Source organism: Rhizobium sp. Leaf453 (assembly GCF_001425605.1).
Classification (GTDB): Bacteria; Pseudomonadota; Alphaproteobacteria; order Rhizobiales; family Rhizobiaceae; genus Pararhizobium.
Window position 1 is genome coordinate 1 of the sequence record NZ_LMRG01000018.1, and the last position, 17,083, is coordinate 17,083.

Genomic DNA, 17,083 nt, shown 5'->3' on the forward strand with positions numbered 1-17,083 from the left:
TTCAACGTGTCGATACTCGTTAGACATAAGCCTGTCCTCAAGCCTGTGCTTGAGCCTTTCTGCTTATGCCGACTGTCCGGTCGAAATGGGGGGCAGTTCACAAACCCATTGGCAAGCTTCCGCACCTCGTCTTTGCGGGTACTGGCGGATTCTGCCTGGAACCCTGCTATGAGGTGCTGGTGAGCGGAATCGCTTCAAAATATTCAGAAGGGTATTTGAGCAAGAACGGGGGAAGCCAGGATATACTTGAAAGAGTATATCGCCTTGGAAGCGGCGACGACTGCACCGCCAAGACAGAAACGACGTCCTGGTCGATCGAAAATTTGCAGCAACGAGGAATATTCGATGTCTGCGTCTTAAATGCGCAAGCAGATGAGCCGCTGGCTGCCACGGTGCTTCGCGGTTTCAACTATGACAACAATGTTCTGGCACGTCCGTTCGGCTTGGGTAGGGTCATGGTGATCCAAGCGGTTAACGGCGGAATGCTCGGTACGGAATTACTGCGTTGGGAATCTGGGTCCTTGCCTGGGTCTCGAATTGTTCTTGGCTCGCCGTTCCTATGGCAGGACCTTATCCGTGCCTATACCGGCATATCAAAGGACCGGTTCTCCGACGCCAAAAAACTCGGACATAGCCAACGAGTAGAGAGGGTGTTTTTGAGTAAGTCCAGCTTTTTGCGATTTCACCCGGTTTTTGACTACTTGCGACAAGCGCCGGATGCACATCGATTTAGGCTATTCAAGGCGAATTCCAACCCACAAAAGATGTCGGGTGACGACATCACAAAGTTAAAAGCCATCGGCAATCGAATTTGCATGGCCACACCTGTCGTCAGAAGAGACGCATATGGAGCGAAATCGGAGGATTGTGTAACCGCTTATAATCAATTCGTCCGATCCCAATATCCAGGACAGGCAGACGCCCTGATACTTGATGCACGGTGATAAAGCGCCCCAGCTTGAACAAAAAGCCGCCCGGATCGCTCCGGGCGGCTTTTTCATTTCCGCCGGAAGGACGGTGAACCGCCCTTCCCTTTTCTGCGGCCTTATTCGGCCGCGGCTTCTTCCTTGGCCAGATCGGCGAGCATCGGCGTTGCGATGTCCGCACCCGTACCTTTGCGGCGCTCTTCGAGGATCATCTCGTCGCGCGCGGTGGCGATACGGCGGATCTGGGTCATGGTGCCGCCAGTGCCTGCCGGGATGAGACGGCCGACGATGACGTTTTCCTTCAGACCCTGCAGACCGTCGGTCTTGCCGGCGATCGCAGCTTCCGTCAGCACCTTCGTGGTTTCCTGGAAGGAAGCGGCCGAGATGAAGGACGGCGTCTGCAGCGATGCCTTGGTGATGCCGAGCAGGACCGGTTCGCCGTAAGCCGGCTTCTTGCCCTGTTCGATCAGCTGATCGTTGACATCTTCCAGTTCGATGCGGTCGACGCTGTCGCCAACGATGTAGGTCGAGTCACCGGCATCGGTCACTTCCACCTTCTGCAGCATCTGGCGAACGATCACCTCGATGTGCTTGTCGTTGATCACAACGCCCTGCAGACGATAGACTTCCTGGATTTCGTTCACGAGGTAGGAAGCGAGTGCCTCCACGCCCTTGATCGCCAGAATGTCATGCGGTGCCGGGTTACCGTCGAGGATGTAGTCACCCTTTTCGATGTAGTCGCCATCCTGAAGATGGAAGGGCTTGCCCTTCGGGATCAGGTATTCGACCGGCTCGACACCGTCCTCCGCAGGCTCGATCAGCACGCGACGCTTGTTCTTGTAGTCACGGCCGAAGCGGATCGTACCATCGATTTCGGCGATGATCGCGTGATCCTTCGGGCGGCGCGCTTCGAAGAGTTCGGCAACGCGCGGCAGACCGCCGGTGATGTCCTTCGTCTTGGCGCTTTCCAGCGGCGAACGTGCAAGCACGTCACCCTGGGAGACCTTGGTACCCGGCTCGACCGACAGAATGGCATCGACCGAGAGCATGAAGCGGGCGTCACCACCACGCGATAGCTTCATCACGGCGCCGTTCTTGTCCTTGATGACGATGGCCGGCTTCAGGTCGATACCGCGCGGCGTCGAACGCCAGTCGATAACCTGACGCTTGGTGATGCCGGTCGCTTCGTCGGTCGCTTCCAGAACGGAGATACCGTCGACGATATCCTCGAAATGAACCGTACCTTCGACTTCCGTCATCATCGGGCGGGTATAGGGATCCCACTCGGCGAGACGCTGGCCGCGCTTCACCTTGTCGCCGTCGTCGACATAGATCTTCGAACCGTAGGCAACGCGCTGCGTCGAACGCTCGACGCCACGCTCGTCCAGGATCTGGATCGCCATGTTGCGGCCCATGGCAACGAGAACGTTGTCGGAGTTGCGCAGCATGTTGCGGTTCTTGATCTGGACCGTGCCTTCGTACGATGCTTCCAGGAACGACTGGTCGACCACGTTTGCCGTACCACCAAGGTGGAACGTACGCATGGTCAGCTGGGTGCCCGGCTCGCCGATCGACTGAGCGGCGATAACGCCAACGGCTTCACCCATGTTCACGGGCGTACCGCGTGCAAGGTCGCGACCGTAGCAGACGCCGCAAACGCCGGTCTGGATTTCGCAGGTCAGCGCCGAACGAATGCGGATCGACTGGATACCAGCCTTCTCGATTTCGACGACGTCGGCTTCGAGGATCATCCTGCCGGCATCGACGATGCGTTCGCCTGTGACCGGATGATCGATATCATCCAGAGCCGTACGGCCGAGAACGCGGGCGCCGAGCGAGGCAACGACCTGACCGGCATCGACGATGGCCGTCATGGTGAGGCCGGTTTCGGTACCGCAATCCGCCGAGTTGACGATGCAATCCTGCGCGACGTCGACGAGACGGCGGGTCAGGTAACCGGAGTTCGCGGTCTTCAACGCGGTGTCCGCGAGACCCTTACGGGCGCCGTGGGTCGAGTTGAAGTACTCGTTAACGGTCAGGCCTTCCTTGAAGTTCGAGATGATCGGCGTTTCGATGATTTCACCCGACGGCTTTGCCATCAGGCCGCGCATGCCGCCCAGTTGGCGCATCTGGTTCGGAGAACCACGAGCGCCCGAGTGGGACATCATGTAGATCGCGTTCATCGGCTTCTGGCGACCGGTCTCCGGATCGAACTCGACGGCCTTGATGCGGGCCATCATGTCTTCCGCGACCTTTTCGGTTGCCTTGCCCCAGGCGTCGACGACCTTGTTGTACTTCTCGCCCTGGGTGATCAGGCCGTCATTGTACTGCTGCTCGTATTCCTTGACGAGGTTTTCCGTATCGCCAACGATCTTTGCCTTGCTGTCCGGAATGACCATGTCGTCCTTGCCGAACGAAATGCCGGCGCGGCAGGCGTGGGTAAAGCCGAGCTGCATGATCCGGTCGCAGAAGATGACCGTGTCCTTCTGGCCGCAATGACGGTAGACCGTGTCGATCATCTTGGAGATGTTCTTCTTGGTCAGTTCCTGGTTGCAGACGTCGAACGGAACGTTGACGTTCTTCGGCAGAAGTTCGCCGATGAGCATACGGCCAGGCGTCGTTTCGAAGATCTTCGAAACGGGCTTGCCTTCGGCATCGACGGTCTTGAAACGTCCGCGGATCTTGGCGTGCAGCGTCACGGCCTTGGTTTCAAGCGCGTGATGCAGTTCGCCGAGATCGGAGAAGGCCATGCCTTCGCCCGGCTCGTTCTGGTTCATGATCGACAAATAGTAGAGGCCGAGAACCATGTCCTGCGAGGGAACGATGATCGGCGCACCGTTTGCCGGATGCAGGATGTTGTTCGTCGACATCATCAGCACGCGCGCTTCCAGCTGGGCTTCCAGCGACAGCGGAACGTGAACGGCCATCTGGTCGCCGTCGAAGTCGGCGTTGAAGGCCGTGCAGACGAGCGGGTGCAGCTGGATCGCCTTGCCTTCGACCAGGGTCGGTTCGAAGGCCTGGATGCCCAGGCGGTGCAGCGTCGGTGCGCGGTTCAGCAGAACCGGATGCTCGCGGATGACCTCGTCGAGGATATCCCAGACTTCCGGCTTTTCCTTTTCAACCAGCTTCTTGGCCTGCTTGACGGTCGAGGAATAACCCTTGGCGTCGAGGCGGGCATAGATGAACGGCTTGAACAGTTCGAGCGCCATCTTCTTCGGCAGGCCGCACTGGTGCAGCTTCAGCTCCGGACCGGTCACGATGACCGAACGGCCGGAATAGTCGACGCGCTTGCCGAGCAGGTTCTGGCGGAAGCGGCCCTGCTTGCCCTTGAGCATGTCGGACAGCGACTTCAGCGGACGCTTGTTGGCGCCGGTGATGACGCGGCCACGGCGGCCGTTGTCGAACAGCGCGTCTACAGATTCCTGCAGCATGCGCTTTTCGTTACGGATGATGATGCCGGGCGCACGAAGCTCGATCAGGCGCTTCAGGCGGTTGTTACGGTTGATGACGCGGCGATAGAGATCGTTGAGATCAGACGTCGCGAAACGACCGCCATCCAGGGGAACCAGCGGACGCAGGTCCGGCGGGATCACCGGAACGACCTTCATGATCATCCATTCCGGACGGTTGCCGGATTCCATGAAGTTCTCAACGATCTTCAGGCGCTTCATCAGCTTCTTCTGCTTCAGTTCCGACGTGGTGTCCGCCAGATCCGAGCGCAGATCGCCTGCGATCTTGTCGAGGTTCATCGAAGCGAGCATCTCATAGATGGCTTCAGCACCGATCATCGCCGTGAACTGATCTTCGCCGAACTCGTCGACGGCGATCATGTATTCTTCTTCGGACAGGAGCTGGTTTTCCTTGAGGGAAGTCAGGCCCGGTTCGGTGACGATGTAGTTTTCGAAGTAGAGAACGCGCTCGATATCCTTCAGCGTCATGTCGAGCAGCGTCGCGATGCGGCTCGGCAGGGACTTCAGGAACCAGATATGGGCGACGGGAGCGGCGAGCTCGATATGGCCCATGCGCTCACGGCGAACGCGCGACAGCGTAACTTCGACGCCGCACTTTTCGCAGATGATGCCCTTGTACTTCATGCGCTTGTACTTGCCGCACAGGCACTCGTAGTCCTTGATCGGCCCGAAGATGCGCGCGCAGAACAGACCGTCGCGCTCCGGCTTGAAGGTACGGTAGTTGATTGTCTCCGGCTTTTTGATTTCACCGTAAGACCAGGAGAGAATCTTCTCCGGCGAGGCAATCGAAATCCGGATGGAATCGAATGTCTGTGCAGGCACCTGCGGATTGAAAAGATTCATGACCTCTTGGTTCATGCCTATCTCCTTTGTGGGCGGAAACGCCCTAAGCTTGGCAAGGGTGCCGGCAATTCCCGGGCGCCGGCCCGATGCTTGAAACGGATATAACCGCATAAAATGCGGCCGTATTTCCTACCGATCCCATCAGCGCGGGATCCGGTGGAAACGGTGCGCGCCGCCGGGGAAGCGGCACGCACCTCGATATCGTTACTCGGCCGCGTCGGGCAGTTGCGTCGCCGTCGCCAGTTCGTCGAGCTTGGAATTCTCCAGTTCGACGCTGAGACCCAGCGAACGCATTTCCTTGACGAGAACGTTGAAGCTTTCCGGAATACCGGCTTCGAACGTGTCGTCGCCACGGACGATCGCCTCGTAGACCTTGGTACGGCCGGCTACGTCGTCGGACTTCACCGTCAGCATTTCCTGCAGGGTGTAGGCGGCGCCGTAGGCTTCCAGAGCCCAGACTTCCATTTCCCCGAAGCGCTGACCGCCGAACTGCGCCTTACCACCGAGCGGCTGCTGGGTGACGAGCGAGTAAGGACCGATCGAACGAGCGTGAATCTTATCGTCGACAAGGTGGTTCAGCTTGATCATGTACATGTAGCCGACAGTGACCTTGCGGTCGAACGGCTCGCCAGTACGGCCATCGTAAAGAACCGACTGACCGCTCTCGTGCAGGCCAGCCCTCTTCAGCATCGATGCGACGTCCGGCTCATGTGCACCGTCGAAGACCGGCGTTGCGATCGAGACGCCCTTGCGGGACTGCTCGGCAAGCTTGACCAACGAAGGATCATCGAAGTTCGAAACTTCGTCCTTTGCCTGCGACGCGTAGACTTCCGTCAACTCCGTCTTCAGGTCGGTTATGTCCATAGTCTTGCGGTATTCGTCGAGCAATTCGCCGATCTTCTTACCCATGCCTGCGCACGCCCATGCAAGATGGGTTTCAAGGATCTGACCGACATTCATGCGAGAGGGAACGCCCAGCGGGTTCAAGCAGATATCGACATGCGTGCCGTCTTCCAGGAACGGCATGTCTTCGACCGGAACGATACGCGAGACGACGCCCTTGTTACCGTGACGGCCGGCCATCTTGTCGCCCGGCTGGATCTTGCGCTTCACAGCGACGAAGACCTTGACCATCTTCATGACGCCCGGAGGCATTTCGTCGCCGCGCTGGACCTTTTCGACCTTGTCCATGAAGCGATGCTCAAGCAGCGACTTGGATTCGTCGTACTGGCCACGCAGTGCTTCGACTTCGCCCTGAGCCTTTTCGTCCTCAACGGCGAACATCCACCACTGCGAGCGGGGATATTCGGAGATGACGGCGTTCGAAAGCTCGGTGCCCTTCTTGAAGCCCTTCGGGCCGGCAACGGCAACGTGACCGCGCAGCATGTCGACCAGACGTGCGTAGACGTTGCGATCGAGGATCGCCTGTTCGTCGTCGCGGTCCTTTGCCAGACGCTCGATTTCTTCACGCTCGATCGCCATCGCGCGTTCGTCCTTCTCAACGCCGTGGCGGTTGAAGACGCGAACTTCGACGATCGTGCCGAAGGTGCCCGGAGGCATGCGCATGGACGTGTCACGAACGTCGGAGGCCTTTTCACCGAAGATGGCGCGCAGGAGCTTTTCTTCCGGCGTCATTGGGCTTTCGCCCTTCGGGGTGATCTTGCCGACGAGGATGTCGCCAGGAGCAACTTCCGCACCGATGTAAACGATGCCGGCTTCGTCGAGGTTCTTCAGCGCTTCTTCCGAGACGTTCGGAATGTCGCGCGTGATTTCTTCCGGACCAAGCTTGGTGTCGCGGGCCATCACTTCGAATTCCTCGATGTGGATGGACGTGAACACGTCGTCAGCGACGATGCGTTCCGACATCAGGATCGAGTCTTCGTAGTTGTAGCCGTTCCAAGGCATGAACGCGACGAGCGCGTTGCGGCCGAGCGCCAGATCGCCGAGATCGGTCGACGGACCGTCAGCGATGATGTCGCCCTTGTTCAGTATGTCACCGACGGTGACCAGCGGACGCTGGTTGACGCAGGTGTTCTGGTTGGAGCGCTGGAACTTCTGCAGGCGGTAGATATCGACACCGGACTTGCCGGCTTCGAGGTCTTCCGTCGCACGGATAACGATACGCGTCGCATCGACCTGGTCGACCACGCCGCCACGGCGGGCCGCGATGGCAGCGCCAGAGTCACGAGCAACGATCGGCTCCATGCCGGTTCCGACGAACGGAGCTTCAGCACGCAGCAAAGGCACTGCCTGACGCTGCATGTTCGAGCCCATGAGCGCGCGGTTGGCGTCGTCGTTTTCCAGGAACGGGATGAGAGCTGCCGCGACAGACACGAGCTGCTTCGGCGAAACGTCCATCAGGTTCACGATATCGCGCGGCGCGAGCATGACGTCGCCGGCATGACGGCAGACGACGAACTCTTCAACGAACGACTGGTCGGCGTTCAGCTCGGAGTTGGCCTGGGCCACGTGGTACTTGGCTTCCTCCATCGCCGAGAGATAGACGACGTCCTTCGTCACCTTGCCGTCAACGATCTTGCGGTACGGCGATTCAATGAAGCCGTACTTGTTGACGCGGGCGAAGGTTGCGAGCGAGTTGATCAGACCGATGTTCGGGCCTTCCGGCGTCTCGATCGGGCAGATACGGCCATAGTGGGTCGGATGAACGTCGCGGACTTCGAAGCCGGCGCGTTCGCGCGTCAGACCGCCCGGGCCAAGAGCCGAGAGACGGCGCTTGTGGGTGATTTCCGACAGCGGGTTGACCTGGTCCATGAACTGCGACAGCTGCGAGGAACCGAAGAACTCGCGAACAGCAGCAGCAGCCGGCTTGGCGTTGATCAGGTCCTGCGGCATGACGGTGTCGATCTCGATCGACGACATGCGTTCCTTGATCGCACGCTCCATGCGCAGCAGGCCGAGACGATACTGGTTTTCCATCAGCTCGCCGACGGAGCGGACACGACGGTTGCCGAGGTTGTCGATATCGTCGATTTCGCCCTTGCCGTCGCGCAGGTCGACCAGCATCTTGACCACGGCCAGGATGTCTTCCTTGCGAAGGATACGGACGGTGTCGGCGGCATCGAGGTCAAGGCGCATGTTCATCTTGACGCGACCGACAGCGGAGAGGTCGTAACGCTCCGCATCGAAGAACAGCGTGTTGAACATGGCTTCGGCCGAATCCATGGTCGGCGGCTCGCCCGGACGCATGACGCGGTAGATGTCGAACAGAGCGTCCTGACGGTTCTCGTTCTTGTCCACGGCCAGCGTGTTGCGGATGTAGGCACCGACGTTGATATGGTCGATGTCGAGAACCGGGATTTCGTCGAAACCGGCGCCGAGGATGACACCGAGTGTCTTCTCGTCGATTTCGTCACCGGCTTCGAGGAAGATTTCGCCCGTTTCCATGTTGACGAGGTCTTCGGCAAGGAAGTTGCCGTAGAGTTCGTCGTCGGTCGCCTTGATGGCTTTGAGGCCCCTCTCGGTCAGCTGGCGCAGCAGGCGCGGCGTGAGCTTCTTGCCGGATTCCACGACCACTTCGCCGGTGTCGGCGTCAATCAGGTCGGACAGAGCCTTCTGGCCCTTGAGGACCTCCGGCTGGAACGGAATCCGCCAGCCCTTGCCGTCACGCTGATAGAGCGACTTGGTGTAGAACGTGTCGAGGATTTCCTCACCGTCCATGCCGAGTGCCATGAGCAGCGACGTGACGGGGATCTTGCGGCGACGGTCGATACGGGCGTGAACAACGTCTTTGGCGTCGAATTCGATATCGAGCCAGGAACCACGATACGGGATAACGCGGGCAGCGAAAAGCAGCTTGCCCGACGAATGGCTCTTGCCCTTGTCATGGTCGAAGAACACGCCCGGCGAACGGTGCATCTGGGAGACGATGACGCGTTCGGTACCGTTGACGATGAACGTACCGTTGTTGGTCATGAGCGGCATGTCGCCCATGTAGACGTTCTGTTCCTTGATGTCCTTGATGGACTTCGCGCCTGTATCCTCGTCGATATCGAACACGATGAGGCGGAGCGTCACCTTGAGGGGCGCTGCATAGGTCAGGTCGCGCTGACGGCATTCCTCGACGTCGAACTTCGGCTGTTCGAACTCGTAGGAAACGAATTCGAGCATCGAGGCGCCGGAGAAATCCGTGATCGGGAAAACGGACTTGAATACGGACTGAAGCCCCTCGTCCGGACGACCGCCCTGCGGCTCGTCGACCATGAGGAACTGATCATAGGATGCCTTCTGAACCTCGATGAGGTTCGGCATTTCTGCGACTTCTGGAATTTTACCGAAAAACTTGCGTACGCGCCTGCGACCGTTAAACGAAAGGGTCTGAGCCATCGTCGCTCCTTTAAAAATTGCACCCGGGCCTGCAACAGACGGTGACCGCTGGCCAGTCGGCTCCGTCAATCAATGGATTTCTCAATCTCGTCTTCCCCCAAAACGCTGAGCCGGATTGCTGCGGCGTCCTGGTTCGAGACCATCCTCTTGAGAACCCATTACCCAAAAGCCGTTTTCAGGTGGCTTTTGGGTAATACGTTCAGAAAGCGGTCAAAGAGAGGCGGCCATTTTCAGGCCACCCCTCCTTTAAAGTAGACTCAATTACTTGACGTCAACCTTGGCGCCAGCGTCTTCGAGCTTCTTCTTGAGGTCAGCAGCTTCAGCCTTGGAAACGGCTTCCTTGACAGCCTTCGGAGCGGCTTCAACGAGGTCCTTGGCTTCCTTGAGGCCGAGGCCGGTGATAGCGCGAACTTCCTTGATGACGTTGATCTTGTTAGCGCCGGCGTCAGCCAGGATAACGTCGAACTCGGTCTTTTCTTCTTCAGCAGCAGCCGGAGCAGCGCCACCGCCAGCAGCAGCAACGGCTACCGGAGCAGCAGCGGAAACGCCCCACTTTTCTTCGAGAAGCTTCGACAGTTCTGCAGCTTCCAGAACGGTCAGCGAGGAGAGGTCGTCTACGATCTTTGCGAGATCAGCCATTTTACAGTTCCTTTTGTTCGGTTCGAACTTGGTTAGATATAAACAACGAAAAACCGCCTTATGCGGCTTCTTCGTCCTTCTTGGCATAGGCTGCGAACACGCGGGCAAGCTGGCTTGCCGGTGCTGCGACAACGCCTGCGATGCGGGTAGCCGGTGTCTGGATCATGCCCAGCAGCTTCGCGCGCAGTTCGTCAAGCGAAGGCAGGGTCGCAAGCGACTTGACTGCATCCGCATTGAGTGTCGTTGAACCCATGGCGCCGCCCAGAACAACGATCTTGTCGTTGGTCTTGGCGAAATCCATGACAACCTTAGGAGCCGTGATCGGGTCGGCGCTGAATGCTACCAGCGTCTGTCCCTTGAAGAGATTGGACATCCCTTCCGACTCGGTACCCTGAAGGGCGATCTTGGCCAGGCGGTTCTTCGCGACTTTGACGGTGCCGCCAGCAGCGCGCATCTTCGAACGGAAGTCGTTCATCTGTGCGACTGTGACACCAGCATAGTGGGCCACGACAACCGAACCAGCGCCCTTGAAGGCGTCGTTCAGCTCCGTGACGAATTCGCGTTTTTCCGCTCTTTCCACTGCCTATCTCCAGTTGACGGAACTACGAAATGCAGTTCCATCGGGTTTGCCTTTGCCGCGAGAGATCAAGATGATCCCAAGCGACGCTCGAGGATCCTGTCCCCTGCGGACGCTTCGCAGCGTTCACAAGGCAAGCCGAGGTTCGAACCGAATTTCCACGCTTAAAGCGCGTCAAATGAAATTCGGGACTCACCCGTCTCATGCAGGCCAAAGTGATTAAGGGATAACCACCTGCAATCTCGGACAGGAGTTCCGGGTTTGATCCCGGAATTCCCGGCCCCGAAGGGCCGGAAATCTGTGACCGGGCCGAAGCCCGGAATGAATGATCAGGCGACGGCGACCGTCGACGGCTCGATCTTGACGCCCGGACCCATGGTCGAGGAGATCGCAACGCGCTTGACGTAGTTGCCCTTGGCACCAGCCGGCTTTGCCTTGATGACTGCATCAGCAAACGCGCGGATGTTTTCTTCAAGAGCAGAAGCCGTGAACGAGGCCTTGCCGATGCCGGCGTGGACGATACCAGCCTTTTCGACGCGGAACTCGACAGCGCCGCCCTTCGATGCCTTGACAGCACCGGCGACGTCCATGGTGACCGTTCCGACCTTCGGGTTCGGCATCATGCCGCGCGGGCCGAGAACCTTACCGAGGCGGCCGACGAGCGGCATCATGTCCGGGGTCGCGATGCAACGATCGAAGTCGATCTTGCCGCCCTGGACGATTTCAACCAGGTCTTCCGCGCCGACGATGTCGGCACCGGCTGCCTTGGCTTCGTCAGCCTTGGCGCCACGAGCGAACACGGCAACGCGAACGTCGCGGCCGGTGCCGTTCGGCAGGTTGACAACGCCGCGAACCATCTGGTCGGCGTGACGCGGGTCAACACCCAGGTTCATGGCGACTTCGATCGTTTCGTCGAACTTGGCGATGGCGCGAGCCTTCACCAGAGCGATGGCTTCCGGCAGGGCGACGAGCTTCGTCGGGTCGATGCCTTCGCGGGTCTTCTGTACACGCTTTGCAAGCTTTGCCATGTTACGCCACCACTTCCAGACCCATCGCGCGGGCGGAGCCCTCGATCATGGTCATTGCGCCTTCGATATCGGCTGCGTTCAGGTCCTTCATCTTGGCTTCGGCGATCGACTTGATCTGAGCCTTGGTGAGCTTGCCTGCAGCAGCGCCCTTGCCCGGGGTCTTCGAACCCGAGGTGAGCTTTGCTTCCTTCTTCAGGAAGTAGCTGACCGGCGGCTGCTTCATGACGAAGGTGAAAGACTTGTCCTGGTAGTAGGTGATGACGACCGGGATCGGCATGCCCTTTTCCATTTCCTGCGTAGCCGCGTTGAACGACTTGCAGAATTCCATGATATTAATGCCACGCTGACCAAGCGCCGGGCCGATCGGCGGGGACGGGTTTGCCGATCCTGCCTTGACCTGAAGCTTGAGCTGGCCTGCAACTTTCTTAGCCATATCTCTCTGCCTTTATGGTTTTCCGAACTGCCTCCCCGCACCTGCGGATCGGAACCGGAAATGTTCCGGCCGGTCTCCCGGCCCTTTCATGCCGCGCCCGATGAGCACGGCGGCTGCGGTTGCGTGGTGCGGATTAAGGTCCGGCTAAGACGGTCATCCTTCCACGCGGGGTGCGGGTTTCCCCACCTGCCGGATCGAAATCCGGAAACAATAGAATGCCGCGCAGCCAGACGAACCGGCGCTGCGGCATTCTGAAATCAGACTTTTTCGACCTGAGCGTACTCGAGGTCCACCGGCGTGGCGCGACCGAAGATCGAAACCTCGACCTTGAGGCGCGAACGCTCTTCGTCGACATCCTGAACGATGCCGTTGAACGAGGCGAACGGACCGTCGGAGACGCGAACCTGCTCGCCGATCTCGAACGAGATCGAAGGCTTCGGACGATCGACACCGTCCTGAACCTGACCAAGGATACGCTCGGCCTCGAAATCCGGAATCGGAACCGGCTTGTTGTCGGAACCGAGGAAACCCGTGACCTTAGGCGTGTTCTTGATGAGGTGATAGGCCTCATCCGTCAGGTTGGCACGCACCAGGACGTAGCCCGGGAAGAACTTGCGCTCGGCATCGACCTTGCGGCCGCGACGAACTTCCACGACCTTTTCGGTCGGCACGAGAATCTTTTCGAACAGATGCTCAAGCCCCTTCTGGCGAGCCTTGTTCTCGATGTCCTCAGCGACCTTCTTCTCGAAATTCGAGTATGCGTGAACGATGTACCAACGCGCTGCCATATTCATCCCCAATCGTTCAAACGCGAGCGTTCAGGACGAGGCCGATCAGCCAGCCCATCAGTTGGTCCGCAGTGAAAAAGAAAACAGCCGCAAAGAAGACCATGACGAAAACCATCAGCGTCGAGATCATCGTCTCGCGCCGGGTCGGCCATGTCACTTTCGCCGTCTCAGCGCGCACCTGCTGCAGAAACGTAAATGGATTTGTCTTGGATGCCATTGAATGCTCACGCCTTAACGGCCCGTAAAGCTGACGATCAGCCCCACGCGCCGCGTGTCTGTTTGAACCCTACATAAAGACCGATTCCGAAAATCACAAGAGGTCAACGGTCTTTTTACGAAATTAGCCGGAAGAAGCAAGCCCCTTCCCTGTGTCGTGTGCCTGATCGCCGCGGCAAGTTGTGCGCTGTGTCGAATGGCAGGGGCAGCAGGGCTCGAACCTGCGACCTGCGGTTTTGGAGACCGCCGCTCTACCAACTGAGCTATACCCCTAGACCCGCTGCGCCAGTGGCCCGAAAGCGGGGCGCCGCAAGAAGTATGCGGGTTATTATTCAGTTTGCCGCAGGATGACAAGCGCCTTTGCCGGAAAAAATGAAAAGAATCCGGCGATCCCCGACTCTTTTCGACGGGGCCAAACCGGCCCGATCACACCTTCACATATTTTCGCCAGTCGTGATCCTCCTTGAAGCCGAGCACCTCGCGAATCTTCCGATTCGACAGCAGGCCCTCGAATTCGCCGATTTCGCGGGTAAACGGCACGTTCGGATAATAGCGCGCGGCAAGCTCACGCGAGGGCGTGTTCGCGGAAACGGTGTCGTTCGCGGCGTTGAAGACTTCATAGCCAAGCCCGTCCTTTTCAAGGCAAAGCTTGACGATCTGGCCGAGGTCCCGCGCGTCGATATAGCTCCAGGCGATTCGCTTGCGGATATCCGGATTGGCGAAATAGGCCGGGAACCGCTCATATTCATGCGGCTCGATCACATTGCCGATTCGCAGCGCATAAATGTCGAAGCCGGAACGCTCGGCAAAAGCCCGCGCCGTCTTCTCGTTGATCACCTTGGACAGGCCATAGCTGTCCATCGGATTGACATCATAGTTCTCATCCAGCGGAAACTGGTGGAAATCCCGGTGTCCTTCGGCAAAGCAGACGCCATAGGTCGTTTCGCTCGAGGCAACGATGATCTTGCGGATACCCATCTTCACCGCCGCCTCGATGACATTGTAGGTCCCCATGGTGTTGATGCGGAACGTCTCGTTATCAGGCTTGATCAGAATGCGCGGCACGGCTGCGAAATGCACGACCGCGTCGAAGGGCTGTGGCCCTTGCCCACCCTCCATGTCCGGAAAGTCGCGGTGCATGGACATGACGTTGAACATCTGGCCGCTGTCGGTGATATCAGCGATCAGGTTGGTGACGCCGGGGCTGTCGAGCGGCACGAGATCGACATTGTGGACTTCGTAGCCGGCCTCGACCAGATAGGGCACCGCATGACGACCCGCCTTGCCCGCACCACCCGTGACCAGAATGCGCTTTCCCATGACCATCCTCCATCTTTGCCGCATCGACGTGCGGTCTCCTCACCCATCGATATGCCCTGCCCTCCCGATGGTCGCAATAGTATTTCTGATGAACAAGGGATGACGGCAGCGCCCGCGTCCTCTATTGCGTACGGAAACTGCACATCAGACTGGACGATCGAGAACATGTCACTGCGAGCCGAAGATTTCGAGACGCTTCTTTCCGGATACGAGATGGTGGCGCTGATCGCCAACAGCGAGAGCGTCGATATCGACGCCATCACGCGGGCTCTGCCGGAAAAGACACTCTATGTCTTCTTTACAGGCTGCGCCAAGGTTCTGCCCAAGCCTTTCGAGAAGGACGCCATGCTCTGCCACCGGCTAGTTGCCGGCGGGGAACGTTTCCTGAAATCGCAGAAGCATTTCGACAAGGCCTACAGCCTGTTTGCAAACGGCCTCAAGGCGGAGGTCGGCGTTCTCGCCGAACGCGGGGTTCCAACTGGCACGCCACCCCTTACTTTACCTCGTCAGAGCGACCTAGTGCCCTACACGCTGGATTTCGACCATGCGTTCGGGCCGCTTTATCCGACCGGCCGCATGCCGACCACCGGCTTTGCCATTGCCATCTGGCTGGTCGAGAAGATGCCGCATGCCAATGTCTGCCTGTGTGGTTTCACAGGCGTCGCAGGCCTGCAGTTCGCCATGTATACGGAACATGACTGGACCTTCGAGCAGATCATGCTCCAGTTGTTCGTCAAGAACGGAAGGATCAGTCGCTTCGAGGACAATCTCAGCGAGCCGACAGGCATGTTCGCCCGCATTCATGACCGCTTTCCGGAATTCAGCGAGGGAACGATCGCGCTGGTGGCGACCAACGTGCTTGCCAATCGCTTCACCGGCATGGAGCGCCAGGTGGCCAAGCTCTGGTCGAAGGCCAAGATCCAGCGCAAGATCGGCGGCTTCTTCAAGCGCTTCAAGACGTTTGGCCACTGAGGCTTTCCCCAGCGGCCGTCAGGCGATCATATTTGGCGCTGGGCGACGGAGAGAACGCGCTCGCGGGCCGCGAACCATTCCTCGGCATAGTCGTCGTTCTTGTATTCCTCGAAATACGGTCCACCATCGGTGAAGTGCACGAGATCGGCCGCTTCGTTATAGTCGTATTCGTTGACCAGCCAGTTCCAAGTCTGCGGCAGCGCGCCGATCAGGTCTTCTGATTCTAGCCACTTGAACTGATGCAACTGCAGGCCGGTCGCGGTGTTGACGAAATCTGGCGTCAGTGTCTTGCACTTCGCATTGTTGAACAGGATGACGCTCGACCAGTTCTTCTTCTCATATTTGGTCTGGGTTTGGCCCAGGAACTTGGTCTCCACCTTCGGCGTGTAGTCGTGCTTGACGCACATGGCGGCATAGCGGTCGTCGCGCAGTTCCCAGAGCTTGGCGATATCCGTGCGCATCAGCATGTCGCAATCGGCGAAAAGGCTCCAGCCTTCGTAATTGCTGAGATAGGGAACGAGGAAGCGAGAGAAGGAAAATTCGGTGGACTGCAACTGATTGCGTTCGCGGGTAAAGACGCCGCCGAGATTGTTCAGGTAGATCGGCAGAAACTCCACCGGGATCGAGCTCTTTTCCAGGATACTCTGGCAAAAGACATGATAGGCCACGACTTCCTTGCTGTCGAAACCGATGTAAACCCGTGCATTATCAGCCATTTCTCCTCCAAAAAACAATAAGCGCACAGCATTTCAGCCATGCGTGGCAAAAACTCGAACTCATTGATAATGTTCCACTCATCCCGTCGAGCAGAATCTACAGCACCAAGGCTAATTGGAGCCGCCGCTTTATTCAATCTCTTGGCAGTCAAGTTTTGTCGCGCTGTGAATAGAACCGTATGCGACGCCTCGCCCACGGCATGTGAGGCTCAATCTTCGAAAAGATCCGCCTCCATCATCCAGTCCCACTCAATATCTATCATCACAACTTCCCGTATCCAGTTCAGGAAGGTTTGCTCGATGTTTACATAGCGTAGGGGCGGATTAAGGCGTGCCCCGCCCCATAAATCCAAATCAAGACTGACGATCTTGTCTTCGACTTTCCCGTCCCTGACGACGAAAAAAGCGAAATCGTCGCAATCTTGCCGCCGCGCGAAAAGGTAGACATCGAAGTCTGCACCCGTCTCATCCAAGAAAAATTGCTTGAAAAGATCGCTTGCGCGAAGGTTCGGCTCGCGCTTGATCGTCTCTATCGTGTCCATGAAATACCAAGGCTGCCATTTCGTCAGCCCCTTCGCAATGAACCATCGATACGAAAGTGGCAGCAAATTATCCAAGAAACACCTCCTCTTCACGCGAAAGGCCCCGCCGTTTCCAGCGAGGCCCTTTTAAAGGATCAGTGGGCCGAAGCCGGACCGCCTATCGCCAAGCTTACTCGACGATGCTTGCGACGATGCCGGCGCCGACGGTGCGGCCGCCTTCGCGGATCGCGAAGCGCAGCTTTTCTTCCATCGCGATCGGAACGATCAGC

At 58.3% G+C, this 17,083-nt stretch carries 13 protein-coding genes, 1 tRNA gene and 1 pseudogene; 2 read left to right on the plus strand and 13 right to left on the minus strand.

The window, feature by feature from the left end:
• The first annotated feature begins 179 nt into the window (after nt 1–179).
• Nucleotides 180–944: a hypothetical protein gene (locus ASG68_RS18015; protein ID WP_156373897.1), complete on the plus strand. Its 765-nt coding sequence runs from the start codon at nt 180–182 to the stop codon at nt 942–944.
• A gap of 101 nt (nt 945–1,045) precedes the next feature.
• On the opposite strand, the gene rpoC is transcribed toward ASG68_RS18015, so the two are convergent.
• The 10 genes from rpoC to ASG68_RS18065 all read right to left on the minus strand — a co-directional run bounded on the left by rpoC (nt 1,046) and on the right by ASG68_RS18065 (nt 14,584).
• Nucleotides 1,046–5,254 carry a DNA-directed RNA polymerase subunit beta' gene (rpoC, locus tag ASG68_RS18020; RefSeq protein ID WP_062582605.1) on the minus strand — a complete coding sequence of 1,403 codons (4,209 nt, stop codon included), beginning with the start codon at nt 5,252–5,254 and terminating at the stop codon, nt 1,046–1,048.
• Between the two features lie 189 nt (nt 5,255–5,443).
• Nucleotides 5,444–9,583, minus strand: a complete 4,140-nt coding sequence (gene rpoB / locus ASG68_RS18025; RefSeq protein WP_062582607.1) for a DNA-directed RNA polymerase subunit beta — start codon at nt 9,581–9,583, stop codon at nt 5,444–5,446.
• A 261-nt stretch (nt 9,584–9,844) separates the two neighbouring features.
• Nucleotides 9,845–10,222, minus strand: a complete 378-nt coding sequence (gene rplL, locus ASG68_RS18030; RefSeq protein ID WP_062582609.1) for a 50S ribosomal protein L7/L12 — start codon at nt 10,220–10,222, stop codon at nt 9,845–9,847.
• 58 nt (nt 10,223–10,280) lie between these two features.
• Complete coding sequence (gene rplJ / locus ASG68_RS18035) at nt 10,281–10,802, minus strand: 50S ribosomal protein L10 (RefSeq protein ID WP_062582611.1); 522 nt, start codon at nt 10,800–10,802, stop codon at nt 10,281–10,283.
• Nucleotides 10,803–11,128: 326 nt separating this feature from the next.
• Complete coding sequence (gene rplA, locus ASG68_RS18040; RefSeq protein ID WP_062582613.1) at nt 11,129–11,827, minus strand: 50S ribosomal protein L1; 699 nt, start codon at nt 11,825–11,827, stop codon at nt 11,129–11,131.
• Nucleotide 11,828: 1 nt separating this feature from the next.
• Entirely contained in the window at nt 11,829–12,260 is a 432-nt protein-coding gene (gene rplK / locus ASG68_RS18045) for a 50S ribosomal protein L11 (RefSeq protein ID WP_037103352.1), read from the minus strand.
• Nucleotides 12,261–12,517: 257 nt separating this feature from the next.
• Complete coding sequence (nusG, locus tag ASG68_RS18050) at nt 12,518–13,048, minus strand: transcription termination/antitermination protein NusG (RefSeq protein ID WP_062582625.1); 531 nt, start codon at nt 13,046–13,048, stop codon at nt 12,518–12,520.
• A 16-nt stretch (nt 13,049–13,064) separates the two neighbouring features.
• Nucleotides 13,065–13,265: a preprotein translocase subunit SecE gene (secE, locus tag ASG68_RS18055; RefSeq protein WP_062582615.1), complete on the minus strand. Its 201-nt coding sequence runs from the start codon at nt 13,263–13,265 to the stop codon at nt 13,065–13,067.
• A 196-nt stretch (nt 13,266–13,461) separates the two neighbouring features.
• Nucleotides 13,462–13,537, minus strand: a tRNA-Trp gene (locus ASG68_RS18060).
• Nucleotides 13,538–13,690: 153 nt separating this feature from the next.
• A complete protein-coding gene (locus ASG68_RS18065; RefSeq protein WP_062582617.1) occupies nt 13,691–14,584 on the minus strand; it encodes an NAD-dependent epimerase/dehydratase family protein in 894 nt (297 codons plus the stop codon).
• 165 nt (nt 14,585–14,749) lie between these two features.
• On the opposite strand from ASG68_RS18065, the gene ASG68_RS18070 reads away from it, so the two are divergent.
• Nucleotides 14,750–15,556 carry a hypothetical protein gene (locus tag ASG68_RS18070; protein ID WP_062582619.1) on the plus strand — a complete coding sequence of 269 codons (807 nt, stop codon included), beginning with the start codon at nt 14,750–14,752 and terminating at the stop codon, nt 15,554–15,556.
• 26 nt (nt 15,557–15,582) lie between these two features.
• On the opposite strand, the gene ASG68_RS18075 is transcribed toward ASG68_RS18070, so the two are convergent.
• The 3 genes and pseudogenes from ASG68_RS18075 to ASG68_RS30800 all read right to left on the minus strand — a co-directional run.
• On the minus strand, nt 15,583–16,272 hold the full coding sequence (locus ASG68_RS18075; protein WP_062582621.1) for a hypothetical protein: 690 nt from the start codon (nt 16,270–16,272) through the stop codon (nt 15,583–15,585).
• A 209-nt stretch (nt 16,273–16,481) separates the two neighbouring features.
• On the minus strand, nt 16,482–16,889 hold the full coding sequence (locus ASG68_RS18080; protein ID WP_062582623.1) for a hypothetical protein: 408 nt from the start codon (nt 16,887–16,889) through the stop codon (nt 16,482–16,484).
• 94 nt (nt 16,890–16,983) lie between these two features.
• Nucleotides 16,984–17,083 (minus strand): annotated as a pseudogene (locus ASG68_RS30800) (elongation factor Tu); the annotation flags it as partial.